Origin of the sequence: Aureimonas psammosilenae (assembly GCF_009176975.1) — a bacterium.
In the GTDB taxonomy this organism is placed as follows: Bacteria; Pseudomonadota; Alphaproteobacteria; order Rhizobiales; family Rhizobiaceae; genus Plantimonas; species Plantimonas psammosilenae.
In genome coordinates this window covers 349,327-375,272 of sequence record NZ_WEZG01000002.1, presented here as the reverse complement: position 1 = coordinate 375,272, position 25,946 = coordinate 349,327, and the positions used below count along the sequence as shown (strand labels likewise).

The window sequence follows — 25,946 nt, the reverse complement described above, 5'->3', positions numbered from 1 at the left end:
CACGAGGCGAGCTTTCTGCCCTTGGCCATGACCGTCGGCGAGCCCGCCGGCGTCGGCCCCGATATTGCGCTCCATGCTTATCGCGACCGCGCGAGCCTCGGCCTGCCGCCCTTCTTCATGCTGGCGGACCCGGACATGATGCGCGCGCGCGCCGCGCGCTTGAAGATCGACGTCTCGATCGCCGTGATCGAAACGCCCTCGCTGGCCGCCGAGACCTTCGGCCATGCCCTGCCGGTTCTGCCGCTCGCCAACCGCCACGGCGAAACGCCGGGACAGCTCGACGTCGCGAACGCGCTCGGCACGGTGGAGGCCATCGACCGCGCGACGCGGCTGGCGCTCGACGGGCGCTGCGCCGGCATCGTCACCTGCCCGATCGATAAGAAGGCGCTCTACGACGCCGGTTTCCGCCATCCCGGCCACACCGAATATCTCGCCGACCTTTGCGCGACGATCACCGGCGACACCGTCGTTCCCGTGATGCTGCTGGCCGGGCCGGAGCTGTCCTGCGTGCCCGTGACGATCCACATTCCCTTGTCGCAGGTGCCGAAGCACCTCACCACGGACCTCATCGTGGAAACGGCACGCATCACGGTGCGCGGGCTTATCGAGCTTCTCGGCGTCCCGCATCCACGCCTTGCCGTTTCCGGACTCAACCCGCATGCCGGCGAGCGCGGCGCGATCGGCACGGAAGACGAGACGGTGATCCGTCCGGCGGTGGAACGCCTTCAGGCCGAGGGCATCGACGCCTTCGGTCCCCTGCCCGGCGATACGATGTTTCACGGGCAAGCGCGCGTCGGCTACGACGTCGCGCTCTGCATGTATCACGATCAAGCGCTGATCCCGGCCAAGACCATCGCCTTCGACGAAACGGTCAACGTGACGCTCGGCCTTCCCATCATCCGCACCTCGCCCGATCACGGCACGGCGGCAAGCCTTGCCGGCACCGGCAGGGCGAGGCCGGACAGCTTGATCGCCGCGATCCGCCTCGCCGCCCGCATGGCAACGGCCAAGGCTTCCAGCGTTCCGGTCGCTGCTTGAGCACGGTCGACGGTCTGCCGCCCCTGCGCGAGGTCATGGCGACGCACGGGCTCGATCCGCGCCGCTCGCTCGGACAGAACTTTCTTCTGGACCTCAACCTTACCGGCCGCATCGCGCGCCAGGCGCAGCCCTTCGGCGACGAAACCGTGGTGGAAGTCGGGCCGGGTCCCGGCGGGCTCACGCGGGCGCTTCTCGCCAACGGCGCGCCGCGCGTCATCGCCATCGAGAAGGACCCGCGCTGCGTGGCGGCTCTTGCCGATGTCGAGCGCCATTATCCGGGCCGCCTCCAGGTGATCGAGGCCGACGCGCTGACCGTCGATCTCGCTGCGGTCACGGGCGGCGGGCCGTTCAAGATCGTCGCGAACCTTCCCTACAATGTGGGCACGCAGCTTCTCGTCAACTGGATCACGACGGAAGGCTGGCCGCCGCGTTGGACGCAGATGGTGCTGATGTTCCAGCGGGAAGTCGCCGAGCGTATCGTCGCGCCGCCGGGCGGCGATGCCTATGGACGGCTGGGCGTTCTTGCCGGCTGGCGCACCCGCCCATCCATTCTGTTCGACGTCTCGCGCGAGGCGTTCACGCCGCCGCCGAAGGTGACGTCCTCGATCGTGCGCATCGAGCCGCGCCCCGATCCGATCCCCGTCCCGCTCCGGAAGCTCGAAACCGTCACCGCTGCCGCCTTCGGCCAACGCCGCAAGATGCTGCGCCAGAGCCTCAAGAGCATCGGCGGCGAAGCCCTTCTTTCGCGCGCCGACATCGATCCGCAGCGGCGGGCCGAGACCTTGAGCGTCGAAGAGTTCTGCCGCCTCGCCTCGCTGCTTTAAACGTCGATCCCGTCGAGCGGCTGCCCGATCAGCGTCGAGGCGAAGGCGTCGAGGCCCGGACGACGATCGCGTTTGAGGCGTTCGGCCGCGACGATGGCCTGGACTTCGGTGAAGGCCTGCGTCAGATCGTGGTTCACCACGACATAATCGTAGTCCGTCCAGCGCTCGATCTCACGCCGAGCGTTCTTCAGCCGCTTTTCGATCGTGTCCTTGGAGTCTTCCGCGCGGCGCATCAGGCGCTTGCGGAGTTCCTCCATGGTGGGTGGCAGGATGAAGACCGAAACGATATCGGACTTGGCCTTCGCCTGAAGTTGCTCGGCGCCCTGCCAGTCGATGTCGAAGAGCATGTCGCGGCCTTCGCGCATCGCCGTTTCGGCCGGGTCGCGCGGCGTGCCGTAGAGATTGCCGTGAACCTCCGCCCATTCCAGCAGCGCGTCGCCGGCCCGCAGCCGCTCGAACTCGTCCTGCTTGATGAAATGGTAGTGCCGCCCGGCGATCTCGCTCGGCCGGCGCTGGCGCGTCGTCACGCTGACGGACAAGGAAAAGCGGTTGTCCGTTTCGAGAAGGTTGTGGGCGATCGTGGATTTGCCTGCGCCGGACGGCGAAGACAGGATCAGCATGATGCCACGTCGCTCGATCCCGGTATGGGAGGTTTGTCCGGCCAAGTCGCTCATTCGATATTCTGCACCTGCTCGCGAAACTGATCCACGACGATCTTCAATTCAAGGCCGATCGCGGTCAGCGAGGTCGCGTTGGATTTCGCGCAGAGGGTATTCGATTCTCTGTTGAATTCCTGTGAAAGAAAATCGAGCCGTCGCCCGATCGGGCCGCCGGCTTCGAGAAGTTTGCCCGCCGCCTCGACATGGGCGCGCAGCCGGTCGATCTCCTCCCCCACATCCGCCCGCGTCGCGATCAGGGCCGCCTCGGCCAGAAACTTGCCCTCGTCCAGCGAAGCGCTGGTCGAGCCGAGAAGCAACGCGATCTGTTCGCCGAGCCGCGCCCGGATCGCCTCCGGCATGCGGGACGGATCGCTTTCGGCGGCGGCGACGAGTTCGTCCAGCGATCGCAGCCGGGCGCGAAGCACATCGGCGATCGCCCGTCCTTCTTCTTCGCGCACGGCGGCCAGTTGATCCAGCGCCGCGCCGAAGGCGGCGAGAAGGCCGGCCCGGTCCTCGGCGGAAAGCTCCGGTGCGGCGCCGGTTTCCTGAGCCTCCACCACGCCGCGGATGGAAAGAATGCCGTCGGCGGTCGGGGTCACGGCATGGCCGGCTGCGACCAGCCGGTCGCTGAGCGCCAGGATCTCGGCCAGCACGGCCTCGTTCACCGTGAAGCGCGAGCGCTCGGCATTGGAGGCGACGCTCAGCGAAATCTGGAGATTGCCGCGCGAAAAGCGCTGCGCGGCGAGCCGGCGAATTTCAGGTTCCAGAACGTCGAGGCTCCCCGCCAAGCGAAGGCGGAGTTCCAGCCCCTTGCCGTTGACGGAGCGGATCTCCCAGGCGAAGGCGCCGATGCCGGCGATTCCTTCGGAACGGGCAAAGCCCGTCATGCTCGCGACGGGCATATGGCCGTCTCCCTTGCGCCGCGACATGCGGCCAGAAGACGGAGCGATTACTGCGCGAGCGCAGCGTCGTCCAGACCGACAGTGGCCGGAACCGGCAGGTTGCGCTGCTTCTCGATCTCGCGATAGCGGCGCACATTGGCGTTGTGCTCGTCCAGCGTTGTCGCGAAAAGGTGGCCGCCATCGCCGTCGGCGACGAAATAAACGTCCTTCGTGGCGGCGGGATTGGCGACGGCTTCCAGCGCCGCGCGGCCGGGACAGGCGATCGGTCCCGGCGGCAGCCCCTTGGCGACATAGGTGTTGTAGGGGCTTTCGTTGCGGATATGCGACTGTCGGATCGGCTCGTCCGACGGTTTGCCCGCTCCGCCCCAGACCGCGTAGATGATGGTCGGATCGGACTGGAGCCGCATCCCCTTCTTGAGACGGTTCAGAAACACGCCCGCGATGCGCGGCCGCTCGTCGGCCTTGCCGGTTTCCTTTTCCACGATGGACGCCAGCGTCACGAACTGGCCGATATCCTTCAGCCCCAGGTCCTTGTCGCGCCGCGCCCATATTTCCTGCACGAGATCACTCTGCGCTTCCTGCATCTTGCGGACGAGTTCGGCGCGCTGCATGCCGCGCTGGACGCGGTACGTGTCCGTGCGAAGCGACCCTTCCCCCGGCATCGGCGGCATGTCGCCGGTCAGGACGTCCTCGGCGGCGATGCGGTCGAAGACCTGCCGCACCGTCCAGCCTTCCGGGATCACCACGGAATGCAGGATGGAGTCGCCGCTCGTCAGCTTGTCGAGGACGCCGCGCATCGAAATGCCGGGCTCGAAGCCGTATTCGCCAGCCTTCAGCTTGGCGGCGGACTTGGTGAGGCGCACGCCATATTCGAAGATGCGCGCGTCGCTGACGATGCCGGCGCGCTGCAGATTGCCGGCGATCGATTCGAGGCTGGTGTTCTTCGGCACGACCATCGTCGCGGCAGTGCCGAGCGGGCCCGGTCCCTCGAACTGCGAGCGGCCCCAAAGCGCCACGCCGCCGGCAACGAGGCAGAGGATCAAGGCGCCCGATAAAAGGAAATTGAAGAACACGACGACGCGGCTTCGCGCACCGCGAGAGCGCCGGGCCGGCTTGATCGGGCGCTGGGGCGGCAGCGCCCCACCTTGCGCCTGCGAGACCCCGCGCCCGCTCGATCCATCACCGGTGCTCGGTTCCTGACTCAAACCCGTCCCCGTCATGCTGTGGCGCGCCCGCTTGGCCCCGAAGCCCCGATCCGACGCCCCGGATCGCACTCGTCGTATCGGGTGCGATCTCTTAAGAATCCAATGTGGCGAAAGACGGATGGGCGAAGCTGACCTCTTGGCCGTCAGCCCGCGTAGCGGCGCAGCACAAGCGAAGCGTTGGTGCCGCCGAATCCGAAGGAGTTGGAAAGGGCGACGTCGATCCTGGCGGAGCGCTTTTCGTGCGGCACTAGATCGATCCGCGTGTCCACCGAAGGATTGTCGAGATTGAGCGTCGGCGGCACGACCTGATCACGGATCGCGAGGGCGCAGAAGATCGCCTCCACCGAACCCGCAGCGCCGAGAAGATGGCCGATCGCCGACTTGGTGGAGGACATCAGCCGCCCTTCCGCCGCATCGCCGAGCACCCGTTCGATGGCTCGAAGCTCGATCTCGTCGCCGAGCGGCGTCGAGGTGCCGTGCGCGTTGATGTAATCGATCTCTTCCGGCTTCACGCCCGCCCGCTTCAGCGCCGCCGTCATGCAGCGATAAGCGCCGTCGCCGGATTCGGCCGGCGCGGTGATGTGATAGGCATCGCCGGACATGCCGTAGCCGATCACTTCGGCATAGATCTTGGCGCCGCGCGCTTTCGCGTGTTCCAGTTCTTCCAGAACCACGATGCCGGCGCCCTCGCCCATGACGAAGCCGTCGCGGTCCTTGTCATAGGGACGCGAAGCACGGGTCGGATCGTCGTTGAAATGGGTGGAAAGCGCCTTGCAGGCGGCAAAGCCCGCGACCGCGAGGCGGCACACGGGCGATTCGGCGCCGCCCGCCACCATCACGTCGGCATCGCCGAGCGCGATGAGGCGCGAGGCGTCGCCGATGGCATGCGCGCCCGTGGAGCAAGCGGTCACCACGGAGGAGTTCGGGCCGCGCAGCTTGTTGCGGATCGAGACCTGCCCCGACGCCAGATTGATCAGGCTGCCGGGGATGAAGAACGGGCTGACCCGGCGCGGACCCTTCTCGTTCATCACGAGGGAGGTTTCCTGGATGCTTCGAAGGCCGCCGATGCCGGAACCGATCATCACGCCGGTGGCGCACTGATCCTCATCCGTTTCGGGATGCCAATCCGCGTCGTCCAAAGCCTCCGACGCCGCCGCGACCGCGAAGAGAATGAAGTCGTCGACCTTGCGCTGTTCCTTCGGCTCCATCCACTGGTCGGGATTGAAGGTGCCGTCGGAGCCGTCGCCGCGAGGGATCTCGCAGGCGATCTGGCAGGAAAGGTCCGAAACCTCGAAGGTTTCGATCCGACGCGCACCGCTTCGACCGCTCAGAAGGCGCTTCCAAGTGATGCCCGCGCCCGCGCCGAGAGGACTGACAATCCCGACGCCGGTAATGACGACTCGTCTCATTACGCTCCCGATCGCAAAAGCGTGCGCGCCGGCGCTTATGTTAGGACTGGTTCTTCTCGATGAACTTGACGGCGTCGCCGACCGTCAGGATCGTCTCGGCGGCATCGTCCGGAATCTCGACACCGAACTCTTCCTCGAAGGCCATCACGAGCTCGACGGTGTCGAGGCTGTCGGCGCCCAGGTCGTCGATGAAGCTCGCGTTCTCCGTCACCTTGTCGGCTTCGACGCCCAGGTGCTCGACCACGATCTTCTTCACGCGTTCCGCGACATCGCTCATGTGTATTCCTCGTTTGTAGAATTCGCCGCTCTGGTTAGACGCGGCGGGCGGTTGAATCAAGCTGTGGAACTATTCCGCGGGGCCTTGGCTCCGAAGAAATCCGCCGACCGGGCCTCGAAACGGCCCGAAAACGGTCAGATCATCGCCATGCCGCCGTTCACGTGAACGGTCTGGCCGGTCACGTAGGACGCTTCGGACGAGGCCAAAAACACGGCCGCCGCGGCGATTTCCGCGCCCGAACCCATGCGGCGCATCGGGATGGCGCCCATGATCGCCTCCTTCTGCTTGTCGTTCAGCTTGTCGGTCATGGCGCTTTCTATGAAGCCGGGCGCGATGCAGTTCACCGTCACGTTGCGCGAGGCGATTTCCGCCGCCAGCGACTTGGTGAAGCCGATCATGCCGGCCTTCGCGGCGCAATAGTTCGCCTGGCCGGGATTGCCGGTCACGGCGACAACGGAGGTGATGTTGATGATTCGCCCGTAGCGGCGGCGCATCATGGGATGGGCGAGGCCGCGCGCGATCCGCATGGCGGCGGTGAGATTCACCTCCAGCACCCTGTCCCAGTCCTCGTCCGACATGCGCACGAAAAGACCGTCCTTGGTGATGCCGGCATTGTTGACGAGGATGTCGACGCCTTCCATCGCCTTCTCGGCGTCCTCGGCGAGCGCCGCCTGTCCTTCGCGGCTGCCGAGATCGGCGGGGAGCACATAAGCGCGCTCGCCCAGCGAAGCGGCCAACTCCTCCAGCTTCTCGCGGCGCGTGCCATGGAGGCCGACGCTCGCGCCGGCGGCGTGATAGGCCCTGGCGATCGCTTCGCCGATGCCGCCGCTGGCGCCGGTGACGAGCGCCTTGCGGCCGGTCAGATCGAACATGGTGCCTCCCAGAAGCTGCGTTGTGCTCAAAAAACTCAAACCAGTTGGGCGAGAGCGGCGTCGATCTCGGCCGGCGAGCCGATATTCACCGAGCCGAGCGACTTGTCGATGCGCTTGGCGAGACCAGACAAGACCTTGCCGTTGCCGATCTCCACCAGCGTGCCGACACCCGCGCCGGCCATGAACTCCACCGATTCGCGCCAGCGCACCTGTCCGGTGACCTGTTCCACCAATCGGGCGCGAATTTCGGCTGGGTCGGAAATGGGCGAGGCCGTGACATTGGCGACGAGCGGCACGCGGGGCGCGGCGATCTGGGCATCCGCCAGCGCTTGCGACATGGCGTCGGCCGCCGGCTGCATCAGGCTGCAATGGAAGGGTGCGGACACCGACAACGGGATCGCGCGCTTGGCGCCCTTCCCCGGCGCGGCCGCAACCGCGCGCGCCACCGCTTCGGCGCTGCCGGAGATCACGATCTGCCCGCCGCCATTGTCGTTGGCGGGCCGGCACACGCCGCCTTCCGCTTCGGCCTCAGCGCAGAGCGCGGCGACGGCATCGGATTCGAGACCGAGGATCGCGGCCATCGCCCCTTCCCCGACACGCACCGCCTTCTGCATGGCGTCGCCGCGAATGCGAAGCAGCTTCGCCGTTTGGCCGACCTCGAGAGCGCCGGCGGCGGCGAGCGCCGAATATTCGCCGAGCGAATGGCCGGCGACGAAAGCCGAGCGCGAAACCGTGAAGCCCCGCGCTTCCATCGCCCGCAGCGCGGCGAGCGACACCGCCATGATCGCCGGCTGGGCGTTGGCCGTCAGCGTCAGCTCGTCTTCGGGACCCTCGAAGATCAGGGTCGACAGCTTCTGGCCGAGCGCCTCGTCGACTTCGGCGAACACCGCGCGGCTTTCGGGATAAGCGTCGAACAGCGCGCGGCCCATGCCGGTGCTCTGGCTTCCCTGGCCGGGAAAGATCAAGGCGAATGTCATGGCCGCAAGGAACTCCGGGTGGAAAACGGGGTCTTCAAGGCGTGAAGCCGGCCATATGTCAAGGCGTTGCCCATCGATTGACGCTCGATGCTTGTCTTCGCCGGCTCCATCCTGTATCGGAGCCCTCGTCATTGCCCGGAAACAAGCCGGGGGCTGAACGGAGGATGCTGCTCGCGCAGCATGAGGTCGCGTCCGAAAGGACGCGTCCGCTTCCCGTGTCCCCGCTCTCGACCGTCCAGTTGCGACGCGCCTTTCCCCACCAACGGCTTCATGCCGGACAGGAGAGTCGCAGAGGCTTAGCCGCTGTTCCGGGTCAACGACGACGCGAAGATCAATGGAAAGGCGAAGCGCCATGGCTCTCTACGAGCACGTGTTTCTCGCCCGCCAGGACATCAGCGGCCAGCAGGTCGATCAGCTCGTGGACACGTTCCGCGCCGTGATCGAAGAGAATGGCGGCTCTGTCGGCAAGGTCGAGAACTGGGGTCTCAAGACCCTCACCTACCGGATCAAGAAGAACCGGAAGGCCTACTACACCCTGATCAACATCGACGCCCCGGCGGCGGCGGTGCAGGAGATGGAGCGCCAGATGCGCTTCAACGAAGACATCCTGCGCTACATCACCATCAAGGTCGATGCGCATGAGGACGGCCAGTCGGTCATGATGCAGAAGCGCGACGACCGTCCGCGCCGCGATCGTGACGACCGCCCGCCGCGCCGCGACCGCGACGACCGCCCGCCGCGCCGCGAACGTTCGAACGACGGGGAGTAATCAGTCATGGTCGATGTTTCCCAGATGCCGACCCGCCGGCCGTTCCATCGCCGCCGGAAGTCCGATCCCTTCGCCGCGTCCGACGCGCCGAAGATCGACTACAAGGACGTTCGCCTTCTGCAGCGCTACATTTCCGAGCGCGGCAAGATCGTTCCGTCCCGCATCACGGCCGTTTCCCAGAAGAACCAGCGCGCCCTCGCCCAGGCGATCAAGCGCGCCCGCTTCCTCGGCCTTCTGCCTTACGTTCTGAAGTAAGCACCGATTTCGGCGGCGGGCTCGTTCGGCCCGCCTCCTCCTTCCGTCCACCGGCGCCGGGCGGATGCAAGCAATGAAATGCCATGTTGGGGCAATAGACCCCTAACTGCCGCCATGCAGGACAGCGACACCGTCGATGAAACCTTCCGCGATCGTCATCGGCCTTGCCGCCGGATTTGCCGCCGCCCTGCTTTTCGCGGGCGTCGTGGTGCAGTCGACGCTCGCCATCCTCCTGTCCCTCGTCGCCCCCCTGCCGATCCTGATCGCCAGCCTTGGCTGGGGCAGCGTCGTCGGCTTCATCGCCGCCCTCACGGCAGCCGTCACGGTCGCAAGCGTCACCGGATCGCTGGCGAGCGGGGGATTGCTGTTTGTTTCCATCTCGCTTCCCGCCGCCTTGATCGGCCATGTCGCGGGCCTTGCCCGGCCGAACGAAACCAGCCCCGGCGGTCTCGACTGGTATCCCGTTTCCCGCATCCTCTTCGGCATCAGCGCGATCGTCGCCGTCATCTGCCTTCTGGTCGGCTGGATCGTCGGCTACGACCCGCAGGCGATCGGCGACGAGCTTTCGCGCGCGCTCGCCACCCAGTTCGGCCCCGAGGCGCCGTCCGAGCAACTCGACGCCTTCGCCCATCAGGTCGTGGCGATCATCCCCTTCTTCCAGCCGGCGCTGCTCGTTCTCGTGTTCGTGCTGTGCCTTTATCTGGCGGCGACCATCACCCGCCTGTCGGGCCGGCTGCAGCGTGCGCGAGACGACCTGCCGACCGTCGCTTCTGTCCTTCCGCGCGCGGCGCTTCCCGTGTTCGGCGCAGCGCTTCTATCGAGCTTCGCCCCCGGTGCTCTCGGCACCGTCGGGGCGGTGGTCGCGGGCAGCTTCGGCATGGCCTTCACGCTGGCCGGCCTTGCGGCCATCCACCGCATGACGCGCGCCACGCGCTCTCGCGGCCTGATCCTCTTCGCCTACTACATGGCGGTGATGATCCTCACCTTTCCGCTTCTCGTCGCGACGATCATCGGCCTATCCGAGACCGCGCGCCGGCCGGCGGCAATCTCCTCCTGAACCTTCCAAGAACCTCGAAAGGAACAAACCAATGGAAGTCATTCTCCTCGAGCGCATCGCCCGCCTCGGCCAGATGGGCGACACCGTCCGCGTCAAGGACGGCTTTGCCCGCAACTTCCTTCTGCCGAGCGGCCGCGCGCTTCGTGCCAACGAAGCCAACCGCGCCAAGTTCGAGTCGCAGAAGGCCGACCTCGTCGCCCGCAACGAAGAGCGCAAGCAGGAAGCCTTCGGCATCGCCGGCCAGCTTCGCGGCCGCACCTTCGTGATCATCCGCTCGGCGGGCGAGACCGGCCAGCTCTACGGTTCGGTGTCGGCGCGCGACATCACCGATCTTCTGGCCGCCGAAGGCGTGAAGGTCAGCCGCAACGCTGCCCAGATGAAGCAGCCGATCAAGACCATCGGCCTGCACGAGGTCACCCTCTCGCTTCACCCGGACGTCGAGCTTGAAGTCTCCTTCAACATCGCCCGTTCGCAGGACGAAGCCGACCGCCAGGCGCGCGGCGAGAACCTGAACTCCGCCGCCGCCATCTACGGCGCGGACGAGGAAGAGAACTACGACGAGGAAGTGCTCGACGAGGAAGAAGTCGAGGGCGAGTCCGAGTCGAACTGATCTCGGCAGTTTTGCCCATCGAAGGCCCCGGCGGTGAGAACCAACCGCCGGGGCCTTTTGCTTTTCGGCTCGCGCTTCTTCGGTTTTGGTCGGCGGCCGGGCATCGTCGGATGTTCGGGCGGATCGGATCGCGATGATCCAAGCTTGTCCACAGCTTGTCCTCGCTCTTCACGGATAGGAATTTCGTCCTTATCTACGGTGCTTTAGAGTTGGAAGGTCGCTCCCGAATTCGATAGAAGGGGGATCTTCTGATTGAAAGGGGCGGCCATGGCGGAAGCGGTCTTGAAGCTTCACGACGACGCGGCGGCGTTGTACCGCGAAGCGCCGAACAACATCGAAGCCGAGCAGGCGCTGCTCGGCGCGATGCTCGTCAACAACGATGCCTATTACATCGTCCACGATTATCTGAAGCCGGACCATTTCCACGAGCCGCTTCACCGCGAGATCTTCGCCAAGACCTCCGAAATGATCCGCATGGGCAAGATCGCGACGCCCGTCACGATCAAGACGTTCCTCGCGGCCAACGACCGCGTCGGCGACATCACCGTCGCGCAATATCTGGCGCGCCTCGCGGCCGAAGCCACGACGATCATCAACACCAACGACTACGGCCGCGCGATCTACGATCTCGCCATCCGCCGCTCGCTGATCCGCATCGGCGAGGACATGGTGAACATCGCCTTCGACGCGCCGCTCGACATGGAGCCGAAGAACCAGATCGAGGACGCCGAGCGACGCTTGTTCGAACTGGCCGAGAACGGGCGCTACGACGGCGGCTTCCAGCCCTTCACCGAAGCACTGACGCTCGCCGTCCAGATGGCGACCGCGGCCAAGGATCGCGACGGCGGCCTGTCCGGCATTTCCACCGGCATCATGACGCTGGACCGCCGGCTCGGCGGCTTGCAGCGCTCCGACTTGATCGTGCTGGCCGGCCGTCCCGCCATGGGCAAGACCTCGCTCGTTACCAACATCGCCTTCAACATCGCCGCCGCCTTCGAGCCGGCTGAGCAGTCCGACGGATCGGTGGTGGCCAAGAACGGCGGCGTCGTCGCCTTCTTCTCGCTCGAAATGTCCTCCGAACAGCTCGCCACCCGTATCGTGTCGGAGCAGACGGAAATCTCCTCCTCCAAGATCCGGCGCGGCACGATCACGGATTCGGAGCTGGTGAAGCTCATCGCCTGTTCCGAGACGATGCAGCGCATCCCCTTCTATATCGACCAGACCGGCGGCATCTCCATCGCGCAGCTCGCCGCGCGCGCCCGCCGCCTAAAGCGCCAGCGCGGCCTCGACGTGATGATCATCGACTATATTCAGCTCATGCAGGGCTCGTCCAAAACGAGCGGCAACCGCGTGCAGGAGATCACCGAGATCACGACGGGCCTGAAGGCGCTGGCGAAGGAGCTGAACGTGCCGATCATCGCCCTGTCGCAGTTGTCGCGTCAGGTGGAATCGCGCGACGACAAGCGCCCGCAGCTTTCCGACCTTCGCGAATCGGGCTCGATCGAGCAGGACGCCGACGTGGTACTCTTCGTGTACCGCGAGGAATACTACCTTCAGGCCAAGGAGCCCAAGCAAGGCACCCAGGAGCACATCAACTGGGAAACCGAGATGAACGAGGCGCGGGGCAAGGCCGAGGTCATCGTCGCCAAACAGCGCCACGGACCCACCGGCACCGCGCCCCTCGCCTTCCAGGCGGAATATACGCGCTTCACGGACCTTGCCGAGGAAGCCTATCTGCCGGAGCGGTTCGAATAGGACGAGCCTGAGTGCTCATCGCAAGGGGGCACTCGCCGCTGTCATGCGGCGTTCGCCAGCGCGTTTTCCGCCCGGCCGATCGCGCGCAGCAGCGCGTCGAAGCATAGAGGATCGAAGGCGGTGCCGACATCGGCCCGCATGATGTCGAGCGCTCGTTCCGTCGGCATGGCCGCACGGTACGGACGATCGGCGGTCAATGCGTCGAAGACGTCCGCCACGGTCACGATCCGCGTGTCGAGATCGATCTTCTCCGCCGAAAGCCCAAGCGGATAGCCTTTGCCATCCAGACGCTCGTGATGGGCGCCGCCGACATTGGCCATCTCGGCAAAGGCCGGCACGCGCGACAGGATGCTCTGCGACTCGGACGCGTGTTGACGCATCGCCGTCCATTCCTCGGTGTCGAGCTTGCCGTTCTTGTCCAGAATGGCGTTCGACACGCCGAGCTTGCCGATGTCGTGAAGAAGCGCCGCACGGCGCAGCCAGCGAAGGCGGTCGGGTGCGTAGCCGAGTTCGGTCGCGACCAGAACGGCATAGGCGGCGACGCGCTCGGAATGACCGGAGGTGAAGGGGCTCTTGGAGTCGATGACCTCCGCGAAGGCTTCCGCGATATCGTCGAGATAGACCTCGTCCAGCACGATCGAACCAAAGCCCGGCTCGAGATGGAACACCGTGTCGCCGATATCGGGCGAAGAAAGGATCTGCCAGAAGGCCTCGTCCCTTGCAGCTTCCTCGAACGACGCGACCAGGGCCGGATCGAACCAAGCCCCCGACCGGGCCCGCACTTCGGCCAGCGCCGCCTCACGGCCCGCGGCCTGATGGAACACGTCCACGACCTGCGCCAGGAGCGCGATGCGGGCGTAAAGCGGGATCGCCTCGCCGGCCAGCCGGTCGGGCCGCCCGCCGCCGTTCCAGTGCTCGTCCAGCGAGTAGATGCCTCGCGAGACCGCGACCGGGAAACGCAGCTTGGCGGCGATCTGAGCACCCCGCTGGCAGCGCGTTTCGATGATCTCGTCCACGATCCGGCTGCCATTCTGGACGATATGGAGAATGGCGCGAAGGCGCGCGCCCAGCGCGGATCGCTGGCCGGTATGGGACATGATGAAGCCGAGCACTTTCGGCAGGCTCTCGCCGAGCGTCTTGGAATCGCGTTTGAAGGAAATGTCGTCCGACATATAGAGTTCGCAGATGCGCGCGGCATTGCTGGAGCAGCCGAGGTCCTTGAGCATCACCGTGTAGTAGAGCTCCCAAAGCTCGGCGTCGGGCAGACCCATCTGCCGGCCGATCCGCAGACCGATCCAGGTTGCGCGCACGCAATGGCCGATGGGCTGGCCCTCGGTCAGGTCGAGCGCGTAGCTCAGCGCACCCAGAAGCTCCGATAGCTGCAGTTGGGAACCTGCCGAAACACTCGGAATCGGGCGCGGATCGAGGCTGCTCGGGAGGGTGGGAAGATCGTACACGGCCGAACTCTGCAACGGGACGATTATCTTTAGCCGCTCACTCGTTCCCGCCCGACGAATATGCGGGAGAGAATGCTCAGAGCCGAACTCAGCCGGCGTTAACCTTCGCCGCCCCATTCACTTCCGGTGAGGTCCCGGCGCCCCCTTCGCCCAGCGGCCATATGAGGAAAGCAGACCCGGCCAAGTCGCGAAACGCTCCCTTGTTTCCTTTTTGTTCCCATGCCATTTGATGGAAACGGGACATTTTCGAACGAGCCATGGCCAAGCAGAAGCTTTCCTTCGTCTGCCAGAATTGCGGCAACGTCACCACGCGCTGGCAGGGCAAGTGCGAGGCTTGCGGCGAGTGGAACACCATCGTCGAGGAGAATGTCGCGGGCGGCATCGGCGGCGGGCCGCAGCGCGGCTCGCTTCGCAAGGGCAAGCCCGTGGCGCTCATGCCGCTTTCGGGCGAGATGGAGGAAGCGCCGCGCATCCACACCGGCATCGCCGAGTTCGACCGGGCGACGGGCGGCGGCATCGTGCGGGGTTCCGCCATCCTGATCGGCGGCGATCCGGGCATCGGCAAGTCCACCCTTCTCATGCAATCGGCGGCCGGTTTGGCACGCGCCGGGCACAAGGTCGTCTACGTGTCGGGCGAAGAGGCCGTCGCGCAGGTGCGCCTTCGCGCCCAGCGCCTTCGCGCCGCCGATACCGACGTGCAACTGATGGCCGAAACCAATGTCGAGGACATCCTGGCGACGCTGGCGCAAGAGCGCCGGCCCGATCTCGTGATCATCGATTCCATCCAGACCCTGTGGTCCGACATGGCGGACTCTGCGCCCGGCACGGTGACGCAGGTGCGCCAGGGCGTGCAGTCGCTGGTGCGCTACGCGAAAGCTAGCGGCGCGGCGGTGATCCTCGTCGGCCACGTCACCAAGGACGGCCAGATTGCCGGCCCGCGCGTCGTGGAGCACATGGTGGATGCCGTGCTTTATTTCGAAGGCGAAGGCGGCCATCACTTCCGCATCCTGCGCACCGTCAAGAACCGCTTCGGGCCGACCGACGAGATCGGCGTCTTCGAAATGGGCGATGCCGGCCTTCGCGAGGTACAGAACCCCTCCGAGCTTTTTCTCGGCGAGCGCAACGGCAAGGCGCCGGGCGCCGCCGTCTTCGCTGGCATGGAAGGCACGCGGCCGGTTCTGGTGGAAATCCAGGCGCTTGTCGCCCCCACCTCGCTCGGCACGCCGCGCCGCGCCATCGTCGGCTGGGATTCGGCGCGACTCGCCATGGTGCTGGCGGTTCTGGAAGCCCATTGCGGCGTGCGCCTCGGCCAACACGACGTGTATCTCAACGTCGCGGGCGGCTATCGCATTTCCGAGCCTGCGGCGGACTTGGCGGTGGCGGCCGCGCTCGTGTCGTCGCTCTCCGGCATGGCCCTTCCCTCGGACTGCGTTTATTTCGGCGAGATCAGCCTCTCCGGCGCGGTGCGCCCCGTCGCCCATGCCGGCCAGCGCATCAAGGAAGCCGAGAAGCTCGGTTTCGCCCAGGCCGTCCTGCCGGAACTCTCCAAGGATGCGGGCCGGATGCGCGATGGGCTGACCCACGAGATCGAAACGCTGCCCCATCTCGTCGCGCAAGTGGCAGGCAGCGGCCGTGGCCGGGGAGCACCGGAGGCGATCGACTATGATTCCTGAACGAAAAGGCTTATGAGGCAGGCCGTTCTGCCGTCCGTCCCACCTTCCGGGCACGGCTTGGCGCGCGCTTCTTCCGGCCGCGCTCAGAGAAAACGAGGCCCCGACGCGATGACCGTCACCCTGCTCGATGGGATTCTTCTTGGCGTGACGCTGATTTCGGCGTTGCTCGCCATGGTGCGCGGCTTCTCGCGCGAGGTCCTGTCGATCCTGTCCTGGGTGGCTGCAGCGGCGGCCGCTTTCTTCTTCTACGCCCCGCTGACGCCTTACGTGCAGCAATACGTCAACAACGAGAAGGTCGCGATGATCGGCGCCGCCGGCATCGTCTTCGTGGTCACGCTGATCGTCGTATCCTTCATCACGCTGCGCATCGCCGATTTCATCATCGACAGCCGCGTCGGCGCGTTGGACCGGATGCTCGGCTTCCTGTTCGGGGCGGTGCGCGGGCTTCTGCTCGTCGTCGTCGCCATGCTGCTCTTCAACTTCCTGACGCCCCCGGAAAGCCAGCCGGGCTGGGTGGCCAACGCCCGTTCCAAGCCGATGCTCGACGATCTCGGCGCGCGTCTGGAAGCCGCCGTGCCGCAAAAGCCGATCGAGCTTCTGCCCGCCGCTCTGCGCGAAAAGCTCGAGCGCCAGGAGGCCGAGCCGGCGACCGGGCAAAGCCCGCAGGAACCGAGCACGATCGAAGGCGTCATCGGCAATTCCGGCGATGCGCCCGGCGAAGAGCCGGACGCGCCGCAGCAGCCGGCTCCGGCCAATTAAGCTCTTGAGAATGATTCTCGTTCGCGACAGCGCGAATGGCATCCGCCATCTCGCATCGCAGCGAGGAACCGACTATATACGACACTTCTGCAACGCACGGCATTCGGCGCCACGGTTCCCTTGAGACCGGACGGCGCCAAGGTCGTTTCGTGAGATGAGCCTGATCATGGACGAGACACCCTTCGGCGGTCCGGACGACGACAGCCTCCACGAGGAATGCGGCGTCTTCGGCATGTTCGGCAGAGAGGATGCGTCGCGTTTCGTGGCGCTCGGCCTCCACGCCCTCCAGCATCGCGGCCAGGAAGCGGCGGGGATCGTCAGCCACGACGGCGCGCAGTTCCATATCGAGCGCCATGCGGGCCTCATCGGCGATACCTTCACCAGCCAGAGCGTGCTGGAGCGCCTGCCCGGCCTCGCCTCCATCGGTCACACCCGTTACGCCACCTCGGGCGGCGGCGGCCTTCGAAACGTCCAGCCCTTCTTCGCCGAACTCTCTTCCGGCGGTTTCGCGGTCGCCCATAACGGCAACATCACCAACGCTATGACGGTGCAGCGCGAGCTTCAACGGCGCGGCTCGATCTTCTCCTCCACGTCCGACACCGAAACCATCCTCCATCTCGTCGCCACCAGCGGCGCACGGCACTTCAACGAGAAGCTGATCGACGCCCTGTCCCGGCTGGAAGGCTCCTTCTCCGTGGTCGGCCTGTCGCCCCATTCCATGGTCGGCGTGCGCGACCCGCTCGGCATCCGCCCGCTGGTTCTCGGCAAGTTCGAGGGCTCAATGATCCTCGCTTCCGAGACCTGCGCCCTCGACATCATCGGCGCCGATTTCGTGCGCGACATCGAGCCGGGCGAGATGGTGGTGATCACGAAGGACGGGATCGAGAGCATCTTCCCGTTCCAGAAGCGCCGCCCGCGCTTCTGCATCTTCGAATATGTCTACTTCGCCCGGCCGGACAGCCAGGTGGAAGGCCGCAACGTCTACGAAATCCGCAAGCGCATCGGCGCGGAACTCGCCCGCGAAAGCAGCGACGAGGCCGATGTCGTGGTGCCGGTGCCCGATTCCGGCGTTCCGGCCGCCATCGGCTACGCGCAGGAAGCCGGCATTCCCTTCGAGCTCGGCATCATCCGCAACCATTATGTCGGGCGCACCTTCATCCAGCCCGGCGACGCGATCCGCCATATGGGCGTGAAGCTGAAGCACAACGCCAACCGGCGCATGATCGAGGGCAAGCGAGTCGTGCTCGTGGACGATTCCATCGTGCGCGGCACCACAAGCCAGAAGATCGTGCGCATGGTGCGCGAGGCCGGCGCGAAGGAGGTGCATATGCGCATCGCCTCCCCGCCGACACGCTCGAGTTGCTTCTACGGCGTCGACACGCCCGAAACCTCCAAGCTCCTCGCCTCGCGCATGAGCATCGAGGAAATGGCGGAGTTCATCCAGGTGGACTCCCTGTCCTTCATCTCCATCGACGGCCTTTACCGCGCGACCGACGAGCCGGGCCGCAACCCGCATGCGCCGCAATTCTGCGATGCCTGCTTCACCGGCGATTACCCGACGTCGCTGACCGATCTCGACGGCGCCGACAACGTCCGCCAGCTTTCGGTGCTCGGCGGCAATGGTTGATCGGCGGCTGGAAGGACGCGTCGCGCTCGTCACCGGCGCGTCGCGCGGCATCGGTTACGAGATCGCCAAGCTTCTCGCCGGCGAAGGCGCGCATGTCGTGGCCGTCGCCCGCACGGTCGGGGGCCTCGAAGAACTGGACGACGAGATCAAGGCGCTCGGCTCCTCGGCGACCCTCGTGCCGCTCGACCTTACCGACATGAACGGCATCGACCGGCTCGGCGGCGCGATCGCCGAGCGCTGGGGCAAGCTCGACGTGCTTGTCGCCAACGCCGCCCTTCTCGGCGTCCTGTCGCCCATCGGCCATATCGAGGCGAAGGTCTTCGAGCGCACGATGACGGTCAACGTCACGGCGACGTGGCGGGTGATCCGTGCCGTCGATCCGCTCCTGCGCCGTTCGGATGCCGGCCGCGCCATCGTTCTGTCTTCGGGTGCCGCCCACAGCGCCAAGGCGTTCTGGAGCCTCTATGCCGCGACCAAGGCGGCCTGCGAGGCGATGGTGCGTTCCTGGGCGAACGAAACGGACACCCTGCCGCTTCGCGTCAACTCGGCCGATCCGGGCGCGACCCGCACCGCGATGCGGGCGCTGGCGATGCCGGGCGAGGACCCGTTGTCGCTGCCGTCGGCGCATGACGTCGCCTCCCGCATCCTGCCGCTGGCCTTGCCCGATCTGAAAGAAACGGGCGGGCTCTTTAAGGTGCGCGAGAACCGCTTCATCACCTACCACCTTCCTTCCTGACGACGCGCCGGCTTCCCGTCATGCAGCACGCTCGTTCGCTCAGCCTCGCCGACCCGGTGGAAACCGCGCGGCAGACCATCGCCACGGAGATCGAGGGCCTTCGAGCGCTCGCCTCCTCCATCGACGCCGAGTTCGCTCGCGTCGTGGAACTGGTTGAAGCCTGCGAGGGGCGCGTGGTCGTCACCGGCATCGGCAAGTCCGGCCATGTCGGGCAGAAGATCGCGGCGACGCTGGCTTCCACGGGCACGCCGGCCTTCTTCCTCCACGCCGCCGAGGCCGCGCATGGCGACCTCGGCATGATCGGCGGCGCCGATCTCGTGATCGCCATCTCCAATTCCGGTGAAAGCCAGGAACTTCTGCCGATCGTGGAATATTGCCGGCGCTTCCGGGTGCGGCTCGTGGCCATGACGGCGCGGCCCACGTCCAGTCTCGGGCGCTATGCCGACGCGATCCTGCGCCTGCCGGACGCGGCCGAAGCTTGCCCCCTGTCGCTTGCGCCCATGACTTCCACCACGATGAGCTTGGTTCTCGGCGACGCGCTCGCATCGGCCCTCATCCGCGTCCGCGATTTCGGGCGCGACGATTTCGCCAAGTTCCATCCGGCCGGCAAACTCGGCGCACAGCTTCTGAAGATGCACGAGGTGCTGGACCGGCTGCCGCATCTGAAAGAAGTGCCCCGCGTTTCGGTCGCGAGCCCGATGATCGAGGTCATCGCCACGATCAGCAAGGGCCAGCGCGGCGCGACGGCGGTTTACGAGAACGAGCGCTTCGTCGGAGTCGTGACGGACGGGGATCTTCGCCGCGCCTTGAACGCGCAGGCGACGCTCGACCGGTCGGCCGGGGACATCATGACGCCGAGCCCCTTGTCGATCGAATCGGCATGCCTCGCGGTCGATGCGCTGGCGCTTTGCGAGGAAAAGCGCGTGTCAGCCCTCTTCATCACTGGCGAGGACGGCGCGATCTGCGGTGTCGTCCAGTTGAAGGACCTATTGCAACTCGGGATCGTTTGATCCGGCGGCGTTTTCCTCGCGCTCGTTGCGTCTTGCGATGCGGCGATAATCCCGCACGGAGAACAGGATCGAGACGTAATAAACCAGCACCGTCACCGTCAGCGTTTCCCAAAGGAAGCTCGCCAGAAGGACGATGTAGAGAACGACGCCGAGCGTGACCGGAATCACGTAATCGCGGCGCACGCGAAGCCCGATCGTCTTGCCCGACCATGTCGGAATGCGGCTCGCCATCAGGAAGCCGACCACCAGGAGATAAACCGCCGACAGGATCGCGGCGATGCGCGGGTCGCCGAGTTCGAGCCCGGTAAAGCCGAGATAAACCGGAAACATCGCCAGCCCCGCCCCGGCGGGGGCCGGAACGCCGGTGAAGAACTTCGACTGCCAGGAGGGCTTGGGCGCGTCCAGCATGGTGTTGAAGCGTGCCAAACGCAGCGCGCAGGTCGCTGCATAAAGGAGCGCCGCGATCCAGCCGAGCGAGCCGGCATTGTGCAGCGAGTAAGCATAGAGCACCATGGCGGGCACCACGCCGAAATTCACGATATCGGCAAGCGAATCCATTTCCGCGCCGAACCGGCTCTGCCCTTTCAGCATCCGCGCGATACGCCCGTCGATGCCGTCGAGAAGCGCCGCGGCGATCACCAGCCCTACCGCCACCTCGAAGCGCCCCTCGAAGGCGAGGCGCATTCCGGTCATCCCGGCGCAGATGGCGACGATGGTGATGAGGTTCGGGATGATGTGCCGCACCGGAATGCGGTGGCGCGCGGGCGACGCCGCGCGCTCGTCGCGGTCGTAATCGGGAACCGGAGGCTCGAACGGCTGGAAGGGCGATGCCATCAGTCGCGCCGCGCCGGATAGGTGGTCGGGCCTTCCGCAAATTCCGCGATCACGGTTTCACCCGCCACCGCCTTCTGCCCTTCCGCGACGCGCGGCTTGGCGCCTTCGGGCAGGTAGATGTCGAGGCGCGAGCCGAAGCGGATCAGGCCGAAGCGCTCGCCCGCCTCCACCCGGTCGCCGGTGGCGGAAAAGCAGAGGATGCGCCGCGCCACGAGCCCGGCGATCTGCACGACGCCGATCTCGCCCTTCGGCGTATCGATCACCATGGAGTTGCGCTCGTTGACCTCGCTCGCCTTGTCGAGTTCGGCATTGCGGAACTCGCCCTCGCGATAGGCGATCCGCGCGATGCGCCCGCGCATCGGAGCGCGGTTCACGTGGCAGTCGAAGACGTTCATGAAGATCGAAACGCGCAGCATCGGGTCGGTGCCGAGTTCGAGCTCGCTCGGAGGCACGACATGGCCGACCAGCGACACGCGCCCATCCGCCGGGCTGATGGCCAGATGGTCGGCGAGCGGGGTCACGCGCTCCGGGTCGCGAAAGAACATCGTGCACCAGAGCGTCAGGACGAGGCCGATCCAGAAGAGCGGCTGCCAGAAGAAGCCGAGCACCACGGACACGGCGAAGAAGATCGCGATGAAGGGATAGCCCGCCCGATGAATGGGCACGAGGACGTTGCGGATCGAGGTAAGGATATCCATTCCTCGCGGAGCCCTTTCAATTTGATAGCCAGGGCGTTGAACCCGGAAAACTCCCCGTATTCAAGCGCTGATTGCGTTTCGGGCCCGCTTGCCCTCAATCGAGGCGCTGGCGGTCCACGATGCCGAACTCGTCCGCCGCGCGGGCGCGACGCAAAGCTTCCTCCGCTTCGGTCGCTTCGCGCTGCATCCTCCACATTTCGGCGTAAAGGCCGCCGGCTTCAAGGAGCGTCGCATGCGTGCCGCGCTCCACGATCTCGCCGGCCTTCAAAACCAGAATCTCGTCCGCGCCGACGATGGTGGAAAGCCGGTGCGCGATGGTCAGCGTGGTGCGCTCGCGCGCCGCTTCTTCGAGCGCCGACTGGATGTCCTGTTCCGTATGGGTGTCGAGCGCCGAGGTCGCCTCGTCGAGAAGAAGGATCGGCGGCCCTTTCAGGAGCGTGCGGGCGATGGCGACCCGCTGCTTCTCGCCGCCCGACAGCTTCAATCCGCGCTCGCCGACCATGGTGCGGTAGCCGTCCGGCAGAAGCTCGATGAAGGGGCCGATCTGCGCGCGGGTCGCCGCCAGCCGCACCTCCTCGTCGCTCGCTTCCACCCGGCCGTAGCGGATGTTGTATTCCAGCGTGTCGTTGAAGAGCACGGTGTCCTGCGGCACGATGCCGATGGCGGCGCGCAGCGAGGACTGGGTAACGCCGGCGATGTCCTGCCCGTCCACCGTGATGCGCCCGCTTTCGATGTCGTAGAAGCGGTAGAGCAGCCGCGAGATCGTGGACTTGCCCGCGCCCGACGGCCCGACGATGGCGACCGTCTTGCCGGCCGGCACCTCGAAGCTGATCCCTTTCAGGATCTCGCGTCCCGGTTCGTAGCGAAAGCGCACGTTCTCGAAGCGGATCGAGCCTTGCGTCACCGATAAGGCCGATGCGTCCTCGCGGTCGCGCACTTCCTGCGGCACGTCCAGAAGCAGGAACATCTCCTCGATGTCGGTGAGGCCCTGCCGGAGTTCGCGATAGATGAAGCCGATGAAGTTCAGCGGAATCGAGAGTTGCATCAGGAGCGAGTTGACGAACACGAAGTCGCCGAGCGTCTGCGTTCCCGCGCGCACCTCCATGGCGGACATCACCATGACGACGGCCATGCCGACAGAGAAGATCACGCCCTGCCCGAAGTTCAGCCAGCCGAGCGAGACCCAGGTGTCCGTCGCGGCCTTCTCGTAGCGCGCCATGGCGCGGTCGAAGCGCTCGGCCTCCATCGCCTCGTTGCCGAAATACTTGACGGTCTCGAAGTTCAGAAGCGAGTCGATGGCCTTCGTGTTCGCTTCCGTGTCGGAATCGTTCATCTCCTTGCGGATCTTGATGCGCCAGTCGCTCGCCCAGATGGTGAACCACGAATAAAGCGCCACCGTCAGGCTCACGACGAGTACGTAGGAAAGACCGTAGGCGAAGCCGAAGATCACGGCCGTCAGTACGAATTCCAGAATCGTCGGCAGCGTATTGAGGATCGCGAAGCGCACGATCGTCTCGATGCCCTTCGTGCCGCGCTCGATGACGCGCGACAGACCGCCCGTGCGCCGTTCCAGATGGAAGCGGAGCGACAAACGGTGAAGATGGTTGAAGGTGTGGAAGGCGAGCCGGCGAACCGCGTGCTGGCCGACATTGGCGAAGAGCGCGTCGCGAAGCTGGTTCAGCGCGACCGACACGATGCGCGCGACGTTGTAGGCGACCACGAGCGTGATCGCACCGGTCAGGATCAGCGGCAGCACCTTGGCGGCGCTGTCGGCCCCGGTCAGGGCATCGGTCGCCCACTTGTAGAAATAGGGGATGCCGACCGTCAGGAACTTGGCGAGCACCAGATAGAAGGTCGCCCAGACCACCCTCGCCTTCAGATCGGGCCGCCCGGACGGCCACATGTAGGGCCAAAGGTTCTTGAGGGTCGAAAGCGTCTTGCCGCTGTCGACCGTTTGATTCGTGGATTGGGGCAAGGCGATCTGGTCCGGGACGGGCACCCTTGTCCGGCACCCCATTTGCCCCGATCATCTAGGTTGGAACGGTTCTCAATGGAAGGCGTCAAAGCCTTGCCGCGACCCCAAGTCAGCGCTCGGCGGTGCCGCCCTGCTCATGATCCGGCAGTCGGAAGACTTGGCCCGGATAGATGCGGTTGGGATTGCGGATCTGATCGCCGTTGGCGAGGTAGATCACCGTGTAGCGCCGGCCGAGACCATAGGTCCTGCGCGAAATCCGCCACAGCGAGTCGCCGCGCCGGATGAGAACGCGCGCGCCGACCGTTTCCAGGGCGGGCTGCACGACGGTCGCGACCTCTTCGCCGCCAGCCTTTTCCGGCTGCGCGGTCTCGGTGCCAGAGACGGGAGCCTCTGCGGCAACATCGCTGCCAGCGGCAGACGGCACCGCGCCGGCAAGCGCCGACATGGTTTCGCCCTCGGGCTTGGTGAAGGGCACCTCGACGCGGGACGCGACCGCGCCGTTCGAGCCCAGAACATCGGCGCGGATGCGATGATCGCCCTCGCCGATCGGCGCCTTGGCGGTCACCAGAAAACGCCCTTCGTTGCGGGTCTTGTCTTCGCCGATGAGCTTGTTGTCGACATAAACGCGGACCGGCTCACGGCCTTCGGCACGGCCGGCGATGTAGATCGTCCCGTTCTCGATCTCCACCGCCTCGACGGCGAAGGTCTGAGGCGGCTGTGCGGCAGGCGCGGCGGTCGGGACTTCGGGTCCGCCGGGCGCGGCCGATGCCGAAGACGGAGAAGCGACGGCTTCTTCTTCCGCCTTGGGCGTCGCGATGAGGCGGGACGGCTGACCGGGCGCTTCGATCATGGCGAGAAGCTGGTCGGGCTGGTCGGGTTTCGGCACGCTGACGACGGCGACTTCCGGCGACACGCTCGACTCGCCGTCCGGGCGCTTGGCCTCGATGCGAAGCTGATGGCTGCCGACGGGAAGGCGCTCCTCCAGAACGGCCGCGAAATCGCCGTCGCGGGTCGCCTTTACGGTGGCGATCACCCGGCCGTCGGACAGGATGCGGACCTCGCTGTCGGGCGCCGCCTTTCCGGCGATCACGGCCGAGCCGTTCGGCTCGACGCGCAGGATGTCGAAGCGCGGAGCATCCATCCTGGCGGGCGGCGCGGCGGGCGCGCTCGACGGGGCGGATACGGCGGGAGCGGTTGCGGCAGGCGCGCTTGCGGCGGGGGCCGCATCCTTGGGGGTGAGAGCAGCCTGTTCCGATGACGGGGCGACAGACGCCGGCACGCCGGGACCGGAAGGAGCCGCATCGACGCTCGCCGTGCCTGCATCGCCGGCCGAGGCTTCTACCTGCCGTGCCTTTTCCGAGGTCAGCATATCCCAATATCCGGCAAGTATCGCGCCGAACAGGACGATGCAGAAAATAACGAGAACTGAAAACTTACGGTTCATGCTCGCAATGCCTGGAAACGGCCACGCGCTGTCGCCTCGCGCTGCGGCCCATTCTTTTACAAAGATTTAACGAAGCAATGAATTGCGAACAAGTCAGCCGCCGAAAGTGTGCGGTGACGAGGTAAACATATCAACTTGTCAGGGAAAGCCGCCCGCTGCGGAAGGCGCGGGCGGCGGGGCTCAGATCAACTCGTCAGAGCTTCTTTGTCAGTTCGGGAAGAACATCGAAGAGATCGCCCACGAGACCGTAATCGGCGACCTGAAAGATCGGCGCTTCCTCGTCCTTGTTGATGGCGACGATGACTTTCGAATCCTTCATGCCGGCCAGATGCTGGATCGCCCCGGAAATGCCGCAGGCGACGTAGAGCTGGGGCGCGACGACCTTGCCGGTCTGCCCGACCTGCCAGTCGTTCGGCGCGTAACCGGCATCCACCGCCGCGCGGCTCGCCCCGATCGCCGCGCCGAGCTTGTCGGCGAGCGGCAGAACGACCTCCTCGAACTTTTCCTTCGAGCCGAGCGCCCTGCCGCCCGACACGACGATCTTCGCGCTCATCAGTTCCGGGCGCTCGCTTTCGGCGAGCTTCTCTTCCACGAAGGCGGAAAGGCCTGCATCGCCGCCGGCTTCCACCGTCTCGATCGGCGCGGAACCGCCCGCCCCCGCCGCGGCAAAGGCGGTGGTGCGCACCGTCAGAACCTTGATCGGATCGCTCGAGCGCACCGTTTGCACGGCGTTGCCGGCATAGATCGGTCGCTCGAACGTGTCGGACCCATGAACGGCGGTGACGTCCGACACCTGCATCACGTCGAGAAGAGCCGCGACGCGCGGCAGGACGTTGCGTGTCGTCGTGGTGGAAGGCGCGACAATCGCCCCATAGGAGGAGGCGAGCTTCACCACAAGATCGGCGAAGGGCTCGGACAGGCGATGGCCGAGGCCCTCGCCTTCGACTAGGAGCACCTTCGCCACGCCCCCAAGGGCGGCGGCGGCTTCGGCAGCGGGGCGCGCGCCCGCACCGGCCACCAGCACGTGGACATCGCCGCCCAAAGCCAGAGCGGCGGTCAGCGCCTTGGCCGTCTGGTCCGACAGGCTGGCATTATCGTGATCGGCGATCAGAAGCGTCGTCATA

General features: G+C 66.0%; 25 protein-coding genes. 12 read left to right on the top strand and 13 right to left on the bottom strand.

All coding sequences use genetic code 11. The annotated features are described in order from the left end of the window. The first annotated feature begins 27 nt into the window (after window positions 1-27). Both pdxA and rsmA read left to right on the top strand, forming a co-directional pair. Complete coding sequence (pdxA, locus tag F9929_RS05675; protein WP_152045784.1) at window positions 28-1,038, top strand: 4-hydroxythreonine-4-phosphate dehydrogenase PdxA; 1,011 nt, start codon at window positions 28-30, stop codon at window positions 1,036-1,038. Beyond that, window positions 1,035-1,862 carry a 16S rRNA (adenine(1518)-N(6)/adenine(1519)-N(6))-dimethyltransferase RsmA gene (gene rsmA, locus F9929_RS05670; protein WP_152045569.1) on the top strand — a complete coding sequence of 276 codons (828 nt, stop codon included), beginning with the start codon at window positions 1,035-1,037 and terminating at the stop codon, window positions 1,860-1,862. Before pdxA ends, rsmA begins: the two co-directional genes overlap by 4 nt. On the opposite strand, the gene gmk is transcribed toward rsmA, so the two are convergent. The 7 genes from gmk to fabD all read right to left on the bottom strand — a co-directional run bounded on the left by gmk (window position 1,859) and on the right by fabD (window position 8,163). Continuing rightward, window positions 1,859-2,536 (bottom strand): guanylate kinase, encoded by a 678-nt coding sequence (gmk, locus tag F9929_RS05665; RefSeq protein WP_152045568.1) that lies wholly within the window; start codon window positions 2,534-2,536, stop codon window positions 1,859-1,861. The genes rsmA and gmk overlap by 4 nt on opposite strands. Continuing rightward, window positions 2,533-3,423 carry a YicC/YloC family endoribonuclease gene (locus F9929_RS05660; RefSeq protein WP_152045567.1) on the bottom strand — a complete coding sequence of 297 codons (891 nt, stop codon included), beginning with the start codon at window positions 3,421-3,423 and terminating at the stop codon, window positions 2,533-2,535. The genes gmk and F9929_RS05660 overlap by 4 nt, the downstream gene beginning before the upstream one ends. A gap of 47 nt (window positions 3,424-3,470) precedes the next feature. Continuing rightward, window positions 3,471-4,643: an endolytic transglycosylase MltG gene (gene mltG, locus F9929_RS05655; protein ID WP_152045566.1), complete on the bottom strand. Its 1,173-nt coding sequence runs from the start codon at window positions 4,641-4,643 to the stop codon at window positions 3,471-3,473. Between the two features lie 128 nt (window positions 4,644-4,771). Then, window positions 4,772-6,037 carry a beta-ketoacyl-ACP synthase II gene (gene fabF, locus F9929_RS05650; RefSeq protein WP_152045565.1) on the bottom strand — a complete coding sequence of 422 codons (1,266 nt, stop codon included), beginning with the start codon at window positions 6,035-6,037 and terminating at the stop codon, window positions 4,772-4,774. Window positions 6,038-6,077: 40 nt separating this feature from the next. Then, window positions 6,078-6,314, bottom strand: coding sequence for an acyl carrier protein (locus tag F9929_RS05645; protein WP_152045564.1), 237 nt, complete (start codon window positions 6,312-6,314; stop codon window positions 6,078-6,080). A gap of 134 nt (window positions 6,315-6,448) precedes the next feature. After that, window positions 6,449-7,186 (bottom strand): 3-oxoacyl-[acyl-carrier-protein] reductase, encoded by a 738-nt coding sequence (gene fabG / locus F9929_RS05640; RefSeq protein WP_152045563.1) that lies wholly within the window; start codon window positions 7,184-7,186, stop codon window positions 6,449-6,451. 35 nt (window positions 7,187-7,221) lie between these two features. Continuing rightward, window positions 7,222-8,163 carry an ACP S-malonyltransferase gene (gene fabD / locus F9929_RS05635; protein WP_152045562.1) on the bottom strand — a complete coding sequence of 314 codons (942 nt, stop codon included), beginning with the start codon at window positions 8,161-8,163 and terminating at the stop codon, window positions 7,222-7,224. 352 nt (window positions 8,164-8,515) lie between these two features. Here fabD and rpsF point away from each other — a divergent pair, with 352 nt between their 5' ends. The 5 genes from rpsF (at window position 8,516) to F9929_RS05610 (ending at window position 12,609) form a co-directional block, all read left to right on the top strand. Further along, the gene (gene rpsF / locus F9929_RS05630; RefSeq protein WP_152045783.1) at window positions 8,516-8,932 is read left to right on the top strand and encodes a 30S ribosomal protein S6; all 417 of its coding nucleotides are present in this window, start codon (window positions 8,516-8,518) and stop codon (window positions 8,930-8,932) included. A gap of 6 nt (window positions 8,933-8,938) precedes the next feature. Continuing rightward, window positions 8,939-9,187 (top strand): 30S ribosomal protein S18, encoded by a 249-nt coding sequence (rpsR, locus tag F9929_RS05625; RefSeq protein WP_152045561.1) that lies wholly within the window; start codon window positions 8,939-8,941, stop codon window positions 9,185-9,187. A gap of 136 nt (window positions 9,188-9,323) precedes the next feature. After that, window positions 9,324-10,244, top strand: coding sequence for a hypothetical protein (locus tag F9929_RS05620; protein WP_152045560.1), 921 nt, complete (start codon window positions 9,324-9,326; stop codon window positions 10,242-10,244). Between the two features lie 31 nt (window positions 10,245-10,275). After that, the gene (rplI, locus tag F9929_RS05615) at window positions 10,276-10,854 is read left to right on the top strand and encodes a 50S ribosomal protein L9 (RefSeq protein WP_152045559.1); all 579 of its coding nucleotides are present in this window, start codon (window positions 10,276-10,278) and stop codon (window positions 10,852-10,854) included. Between the two features lie 267 nt (window positions 10,855-11,121). Next, window positions 11,122-12,609: a replicative DNA helicase gene (locus F9929_RS05610; RefSeq protein WP_152045558.1), complete on the top strand. Its 1,488-nt coding sequence runs from the start codon at window positions 11,122-11,124 to the stop codon at window positions 12,607-12,609. Window positions 12,610-12,650: 41 nt separating this feature from the next. Here the strand turns inward: F9929_RS05610 and F9929_RS05605 are convergent, their stop codons facing one another. Next, window positions 12,651-14,066, bottom strand: coding sequence for an HD-GYP domain-containing protein (locus F9929_RS05605; protein ID WP_407922204.1), 1,416 nt, complete (start codon window positions 14,064-14,066; stop codon window positions 12,651-12,653). A gap of 257 nt (window positions 14,067-14,323) precedes the next feature. Between F9929_RS05605 and radA the strand changes: the two genes are divergently transcribed. From radA to F9929_RS05580, 5 genes are all read left to right on the top strand, one after another. Next, window positions 14,324-15,739, top strand: a complete 1,416-nt coding sequence (gene radA / locus F9929_RS05600; RefSeq protein WP_152045556.1) for a DNA repair protein RadA — start codon at window positions 14,324-14,326, stop codon at window positions 15,737-15,739. A 108-nt stretch (window positions 15,740-15,847) separates the two neighbouring features. Then, window positions 15,848-16,498 (top strand): CvpA family protein, encoded by a 651-nt coding sequence (locus F9929_RS05595; RefSeq protein WP_152045555.1) that lies wholly within the window; start codon window positions 15,848-15,850, stop codon window positions 16,496-16,498. 166 nt (window positions 16,499-16,664) lie between these two features. Next, complete coding sequence (purF, locus tag F9929_RS05590; protein ID WP_152045782.1) at window positions 16,665-18,125, top strand: amidophosphoribosyltransferase; 1,461 nt, start codon at window positions 16,665-16,667, stop codon at window positions 18,123-18,125. Continuing rightward, window positions 18,118-18,861 carry an SDR family NAD(P)-dependent oxidoreductase gene (locus F9929_RS05585; protein ID WP_152045554.1) on the top strand — a complete coding sequence of 248 codons (744 nt, stop codon included), beginning with the start codon at window positions 18,118-18,120 and terminating at the stop codon, window positions 18,859-18,861. The genes purF and F9929_RS05585 overlap by 8 nt, the downstream gene beginning before the upstream one ends. 20 nt (window positions 18,862-18,881) lie before the next feature. Then, on the top strand, window positions 18,882-19,871 hold the full coding sequence (locus tag F9929_RS05580; protein WP_152045553.1) for a KpsF/GutQ family sugar-phosphate isomerase: 990 nt from the start codon (window positions 18,882-18,884) through the stop codon (window positions 19,869-19,871). Here the strand turns inward: F9929_RS05580 and F9929_RS05575 are convergent. The 5 genes from F9929_RS05575 to F9929_RS05555 form a co-directional block, all read right to left on the bottom strand. Continuing rightward, complete coding sequence (locus F9929_RS05575) at window positions 19,848-20,705, bottom strand: CDP-alcohol phosphatidyltransferase family protein (protein ID WP_152045552.1); 858 nt, start codon at window positions 20,703-20,705, stop codon at window positions 19,848-19,850. The genes F9929_RS05580 and F9929_RS05575 overlap by 24 nt on opposite strands. Continuing rightward, window positions 20,705-21,403, bottom strand: coding sequence for a phosphatidylserine decarboxylase (locus F9929_RS05570; RefSeq protein WP_152045551.1), 699 nt, complete (start codon window positions 21,401-21,403; stop codon window positions 20,705-20,707). The genes F9929_RS05575 and F9929_RS05570 overlap by 1 nt, the downstream gene beginning before the upstream one ends. 94 nt (window positions 21,404-21,497) lie before the next feature. Next, the gene (locus F9929_RS05565) at window positions 21,498-23,306 is read right to left on the bottom strand and encodes an ABCB family ABC transporter ATP-binding protein/permease (RefSeq protein WP_235919079.1); all 1,809 of its coding nucleotides are present in this window, start codon (window positions 23,304-23,306) and stop codon (window positions 21,498-21,500) included. Between the two features lie 181 nt (window positions 23,307-23,487). After that, entirely contained in the window at window positions 23,488-24,822 is a 1,335-nt protein-coding gene (locus F9929_RS24650; protein WP_152045549.1) for a LysM peptidoglycan-binding domain-containing protein, read from the bottom strand. Window positions 24,823-25,015: 193 nt separating this feature from the next. Further along, the gene (locus tag F9929_RS05555) at window positions 25,016-25,945 is read right to left on the bottom strand and encodes an electron transfer flavoprotein subunit alpha/FixB family protein (RefSeq protein ID WP_152045548.1); all 930 of its coding nucleotides are present in this window, start codon (window positions 25,943-25,945) and stop codon (window positions 25,016-25,018) included. Between the last annotated feature and the right edge of the window lies 1 nt (window position 25,946).

Excerpts from the sequence above, each read along its gene's own strand:
- F9929_RS05620 (WP_152045560.1), top strand. The coding sequence starts at position 9,324 with ATGAAACCTTCCGCGATCGTCATCGGCCTTGCCGCCGGATTTGCCGCC.
- fabD (WP_152045562.1), bottom strand. The coding sequence starts at position 8,163 with ATGACATTCGCCTTGATCTTTCCCGGCCAGGGAAGCCAGAGCACCGGC.
- F9929_RS05575 (WP_152045552.1), bottom strand. The coding sequence starts at position 20,705 with ATGGCATCGCCCTTCCAGCCGTTCGAGCCTCCGGTTCCCGATTACGAC.
- fabG (WP_152045563.1), bottom strand. The coding sequence starts at position 7,186 with ATGTTCGATCTGACCGGCCGCAAGGCGCTCGTCACCGGCGCCAGCGGC.
- purF (WP_152045782.1), top strand. The coding sequence starts at position 16,665 with ATGGACGAGACACCCTTCGGCGGTCCGGACGACGACAGCCTCCACGAG.
- rplI (WP_152045559.1), top strand. The coding sequence starts at position 10,276 with ATGGAAGTCATTCTCCTCGAGCGCATCGCCCGCCTCGGCCAGATGGGC.
- F9929_RS05660 (WP_152045567.1), bottom strand. The coding sequence starts at position 3,423 with ATGCCCGTCGCGAGCATGACGGGCTTTGCCCGTTCCGAAGGAATCGCC.
- gmk (WP_152045568.1), bottom strand. The coding sequence starts at position 2,536 with ATGAGCGACTTGGCCGGACAAACCTCCCATACCGGGATCGAGCGACGT.
- F9929_RS05565 (WP_235919079.1), bottom strand. The coding sequence starts at position 23,306 with ATGTGGCCGTCCGGGCGGCCCGATCTGAAGGCGAGGGTGGTCTGGGCG.
- F9929_RS05555 (WP_152045548.1), bottom strand. The coding sequence starts at position 25,945 with ATGACGACGCTTCTGATCGCCGATCACGATAATGCCAGCCTGTCGGAC.
- F9929_RS05570 (WP_152045551.1), bottom strand. The coding sequence starts at position 21,403 with ATGGATATCCTTACCTCGATCCGCAACGTCCTCGTGCCCATTCATCGG.
- F9929_RS24650 (WP_152045549.1), bottom strand. The coding sequence starts at position 24,822 with ATGAACCGTAAGTTTTCAGTTCTCGTTATTTTCTGCATCGTCCTGTTC.
- F9929_RS05610 (WP_152045558.1), top strand. The coding sequence starts at position 11,122 with ATGGCGGAAGCGGTCTTGAAGCTTCACGACGACGCGGCGGCGTTGTAC.
- pdxA (WP_152045784.1), top strand. The coding sequence starts at position 28 with ATGACCGTCGGCGAGCCCGCCGGCGTCGGCCCCGATATTGCGCTCCAT.
- F9929_RS05585 (WP_152045554.1), top strand. The coding sequence starts at position 18,118 with ATGGTTGATCGGCGGCTGGAAGGACGCGTCGCGCTCGTCACCGGCGCG.
- rpsF (WP_152045783.1), top strand. The coding sequence starts at position 8,516 with ATGGCTCTCTACGAGCACGTGTTTCTCGCCCGCCAGGACATCAGCGGC.
- F9929_RS05595 (WP_152045555.1), top strand. The coding sequence starts at position 15,848 with ATGACCGTCACCCTGCTCGATGGGATTCTTCTTGGCGTGACGCTGATT.
- F9929_RS05580 (WP_152045553.1), top strand. The coding sequence starts at position 18,882 with ATGCAGCACGCTCGTTCGCTCAGCCTCGCCGACCCGGTGGAAACCGCG.
- radA (WP_152045556.1), top strand. The coding sequence starts at position 14,324 with ATGGCCAAGCAGAAGCTTTCCTTCGTCTGCCAGAATTGCGGCAACGTC.
- rpsR (WP_152045561.1), top strand. The coding sequence starts at position 8,939 with ATGGTCGATGTTTCCCAGATGCCGACCCGCCGGCCGTTCCATCGCCGC.
- F9929_RS05645 (WP_152045564.1), bottom strand. The coding sequence starts at position 6,314 with ATGAGCGATGTCGCGGAACGCGTGAAGAAGATCGTGGTCGAGCACCTG.
- fabF (WP_152045565.1), bottom strand. The coding sequence starts at position 6,037 with ATGAGACGAGTCGTCATTACCGGCGTCGGGATTGTCAGTCCTCTCGGC.
- mltG (WP_152045566.1), bottom strand. The coding sequence starts at position 4,643 with ATGACGGGGACGGGTTTGAGTCAGGAACCGAGCACCGGTGATGGATCG.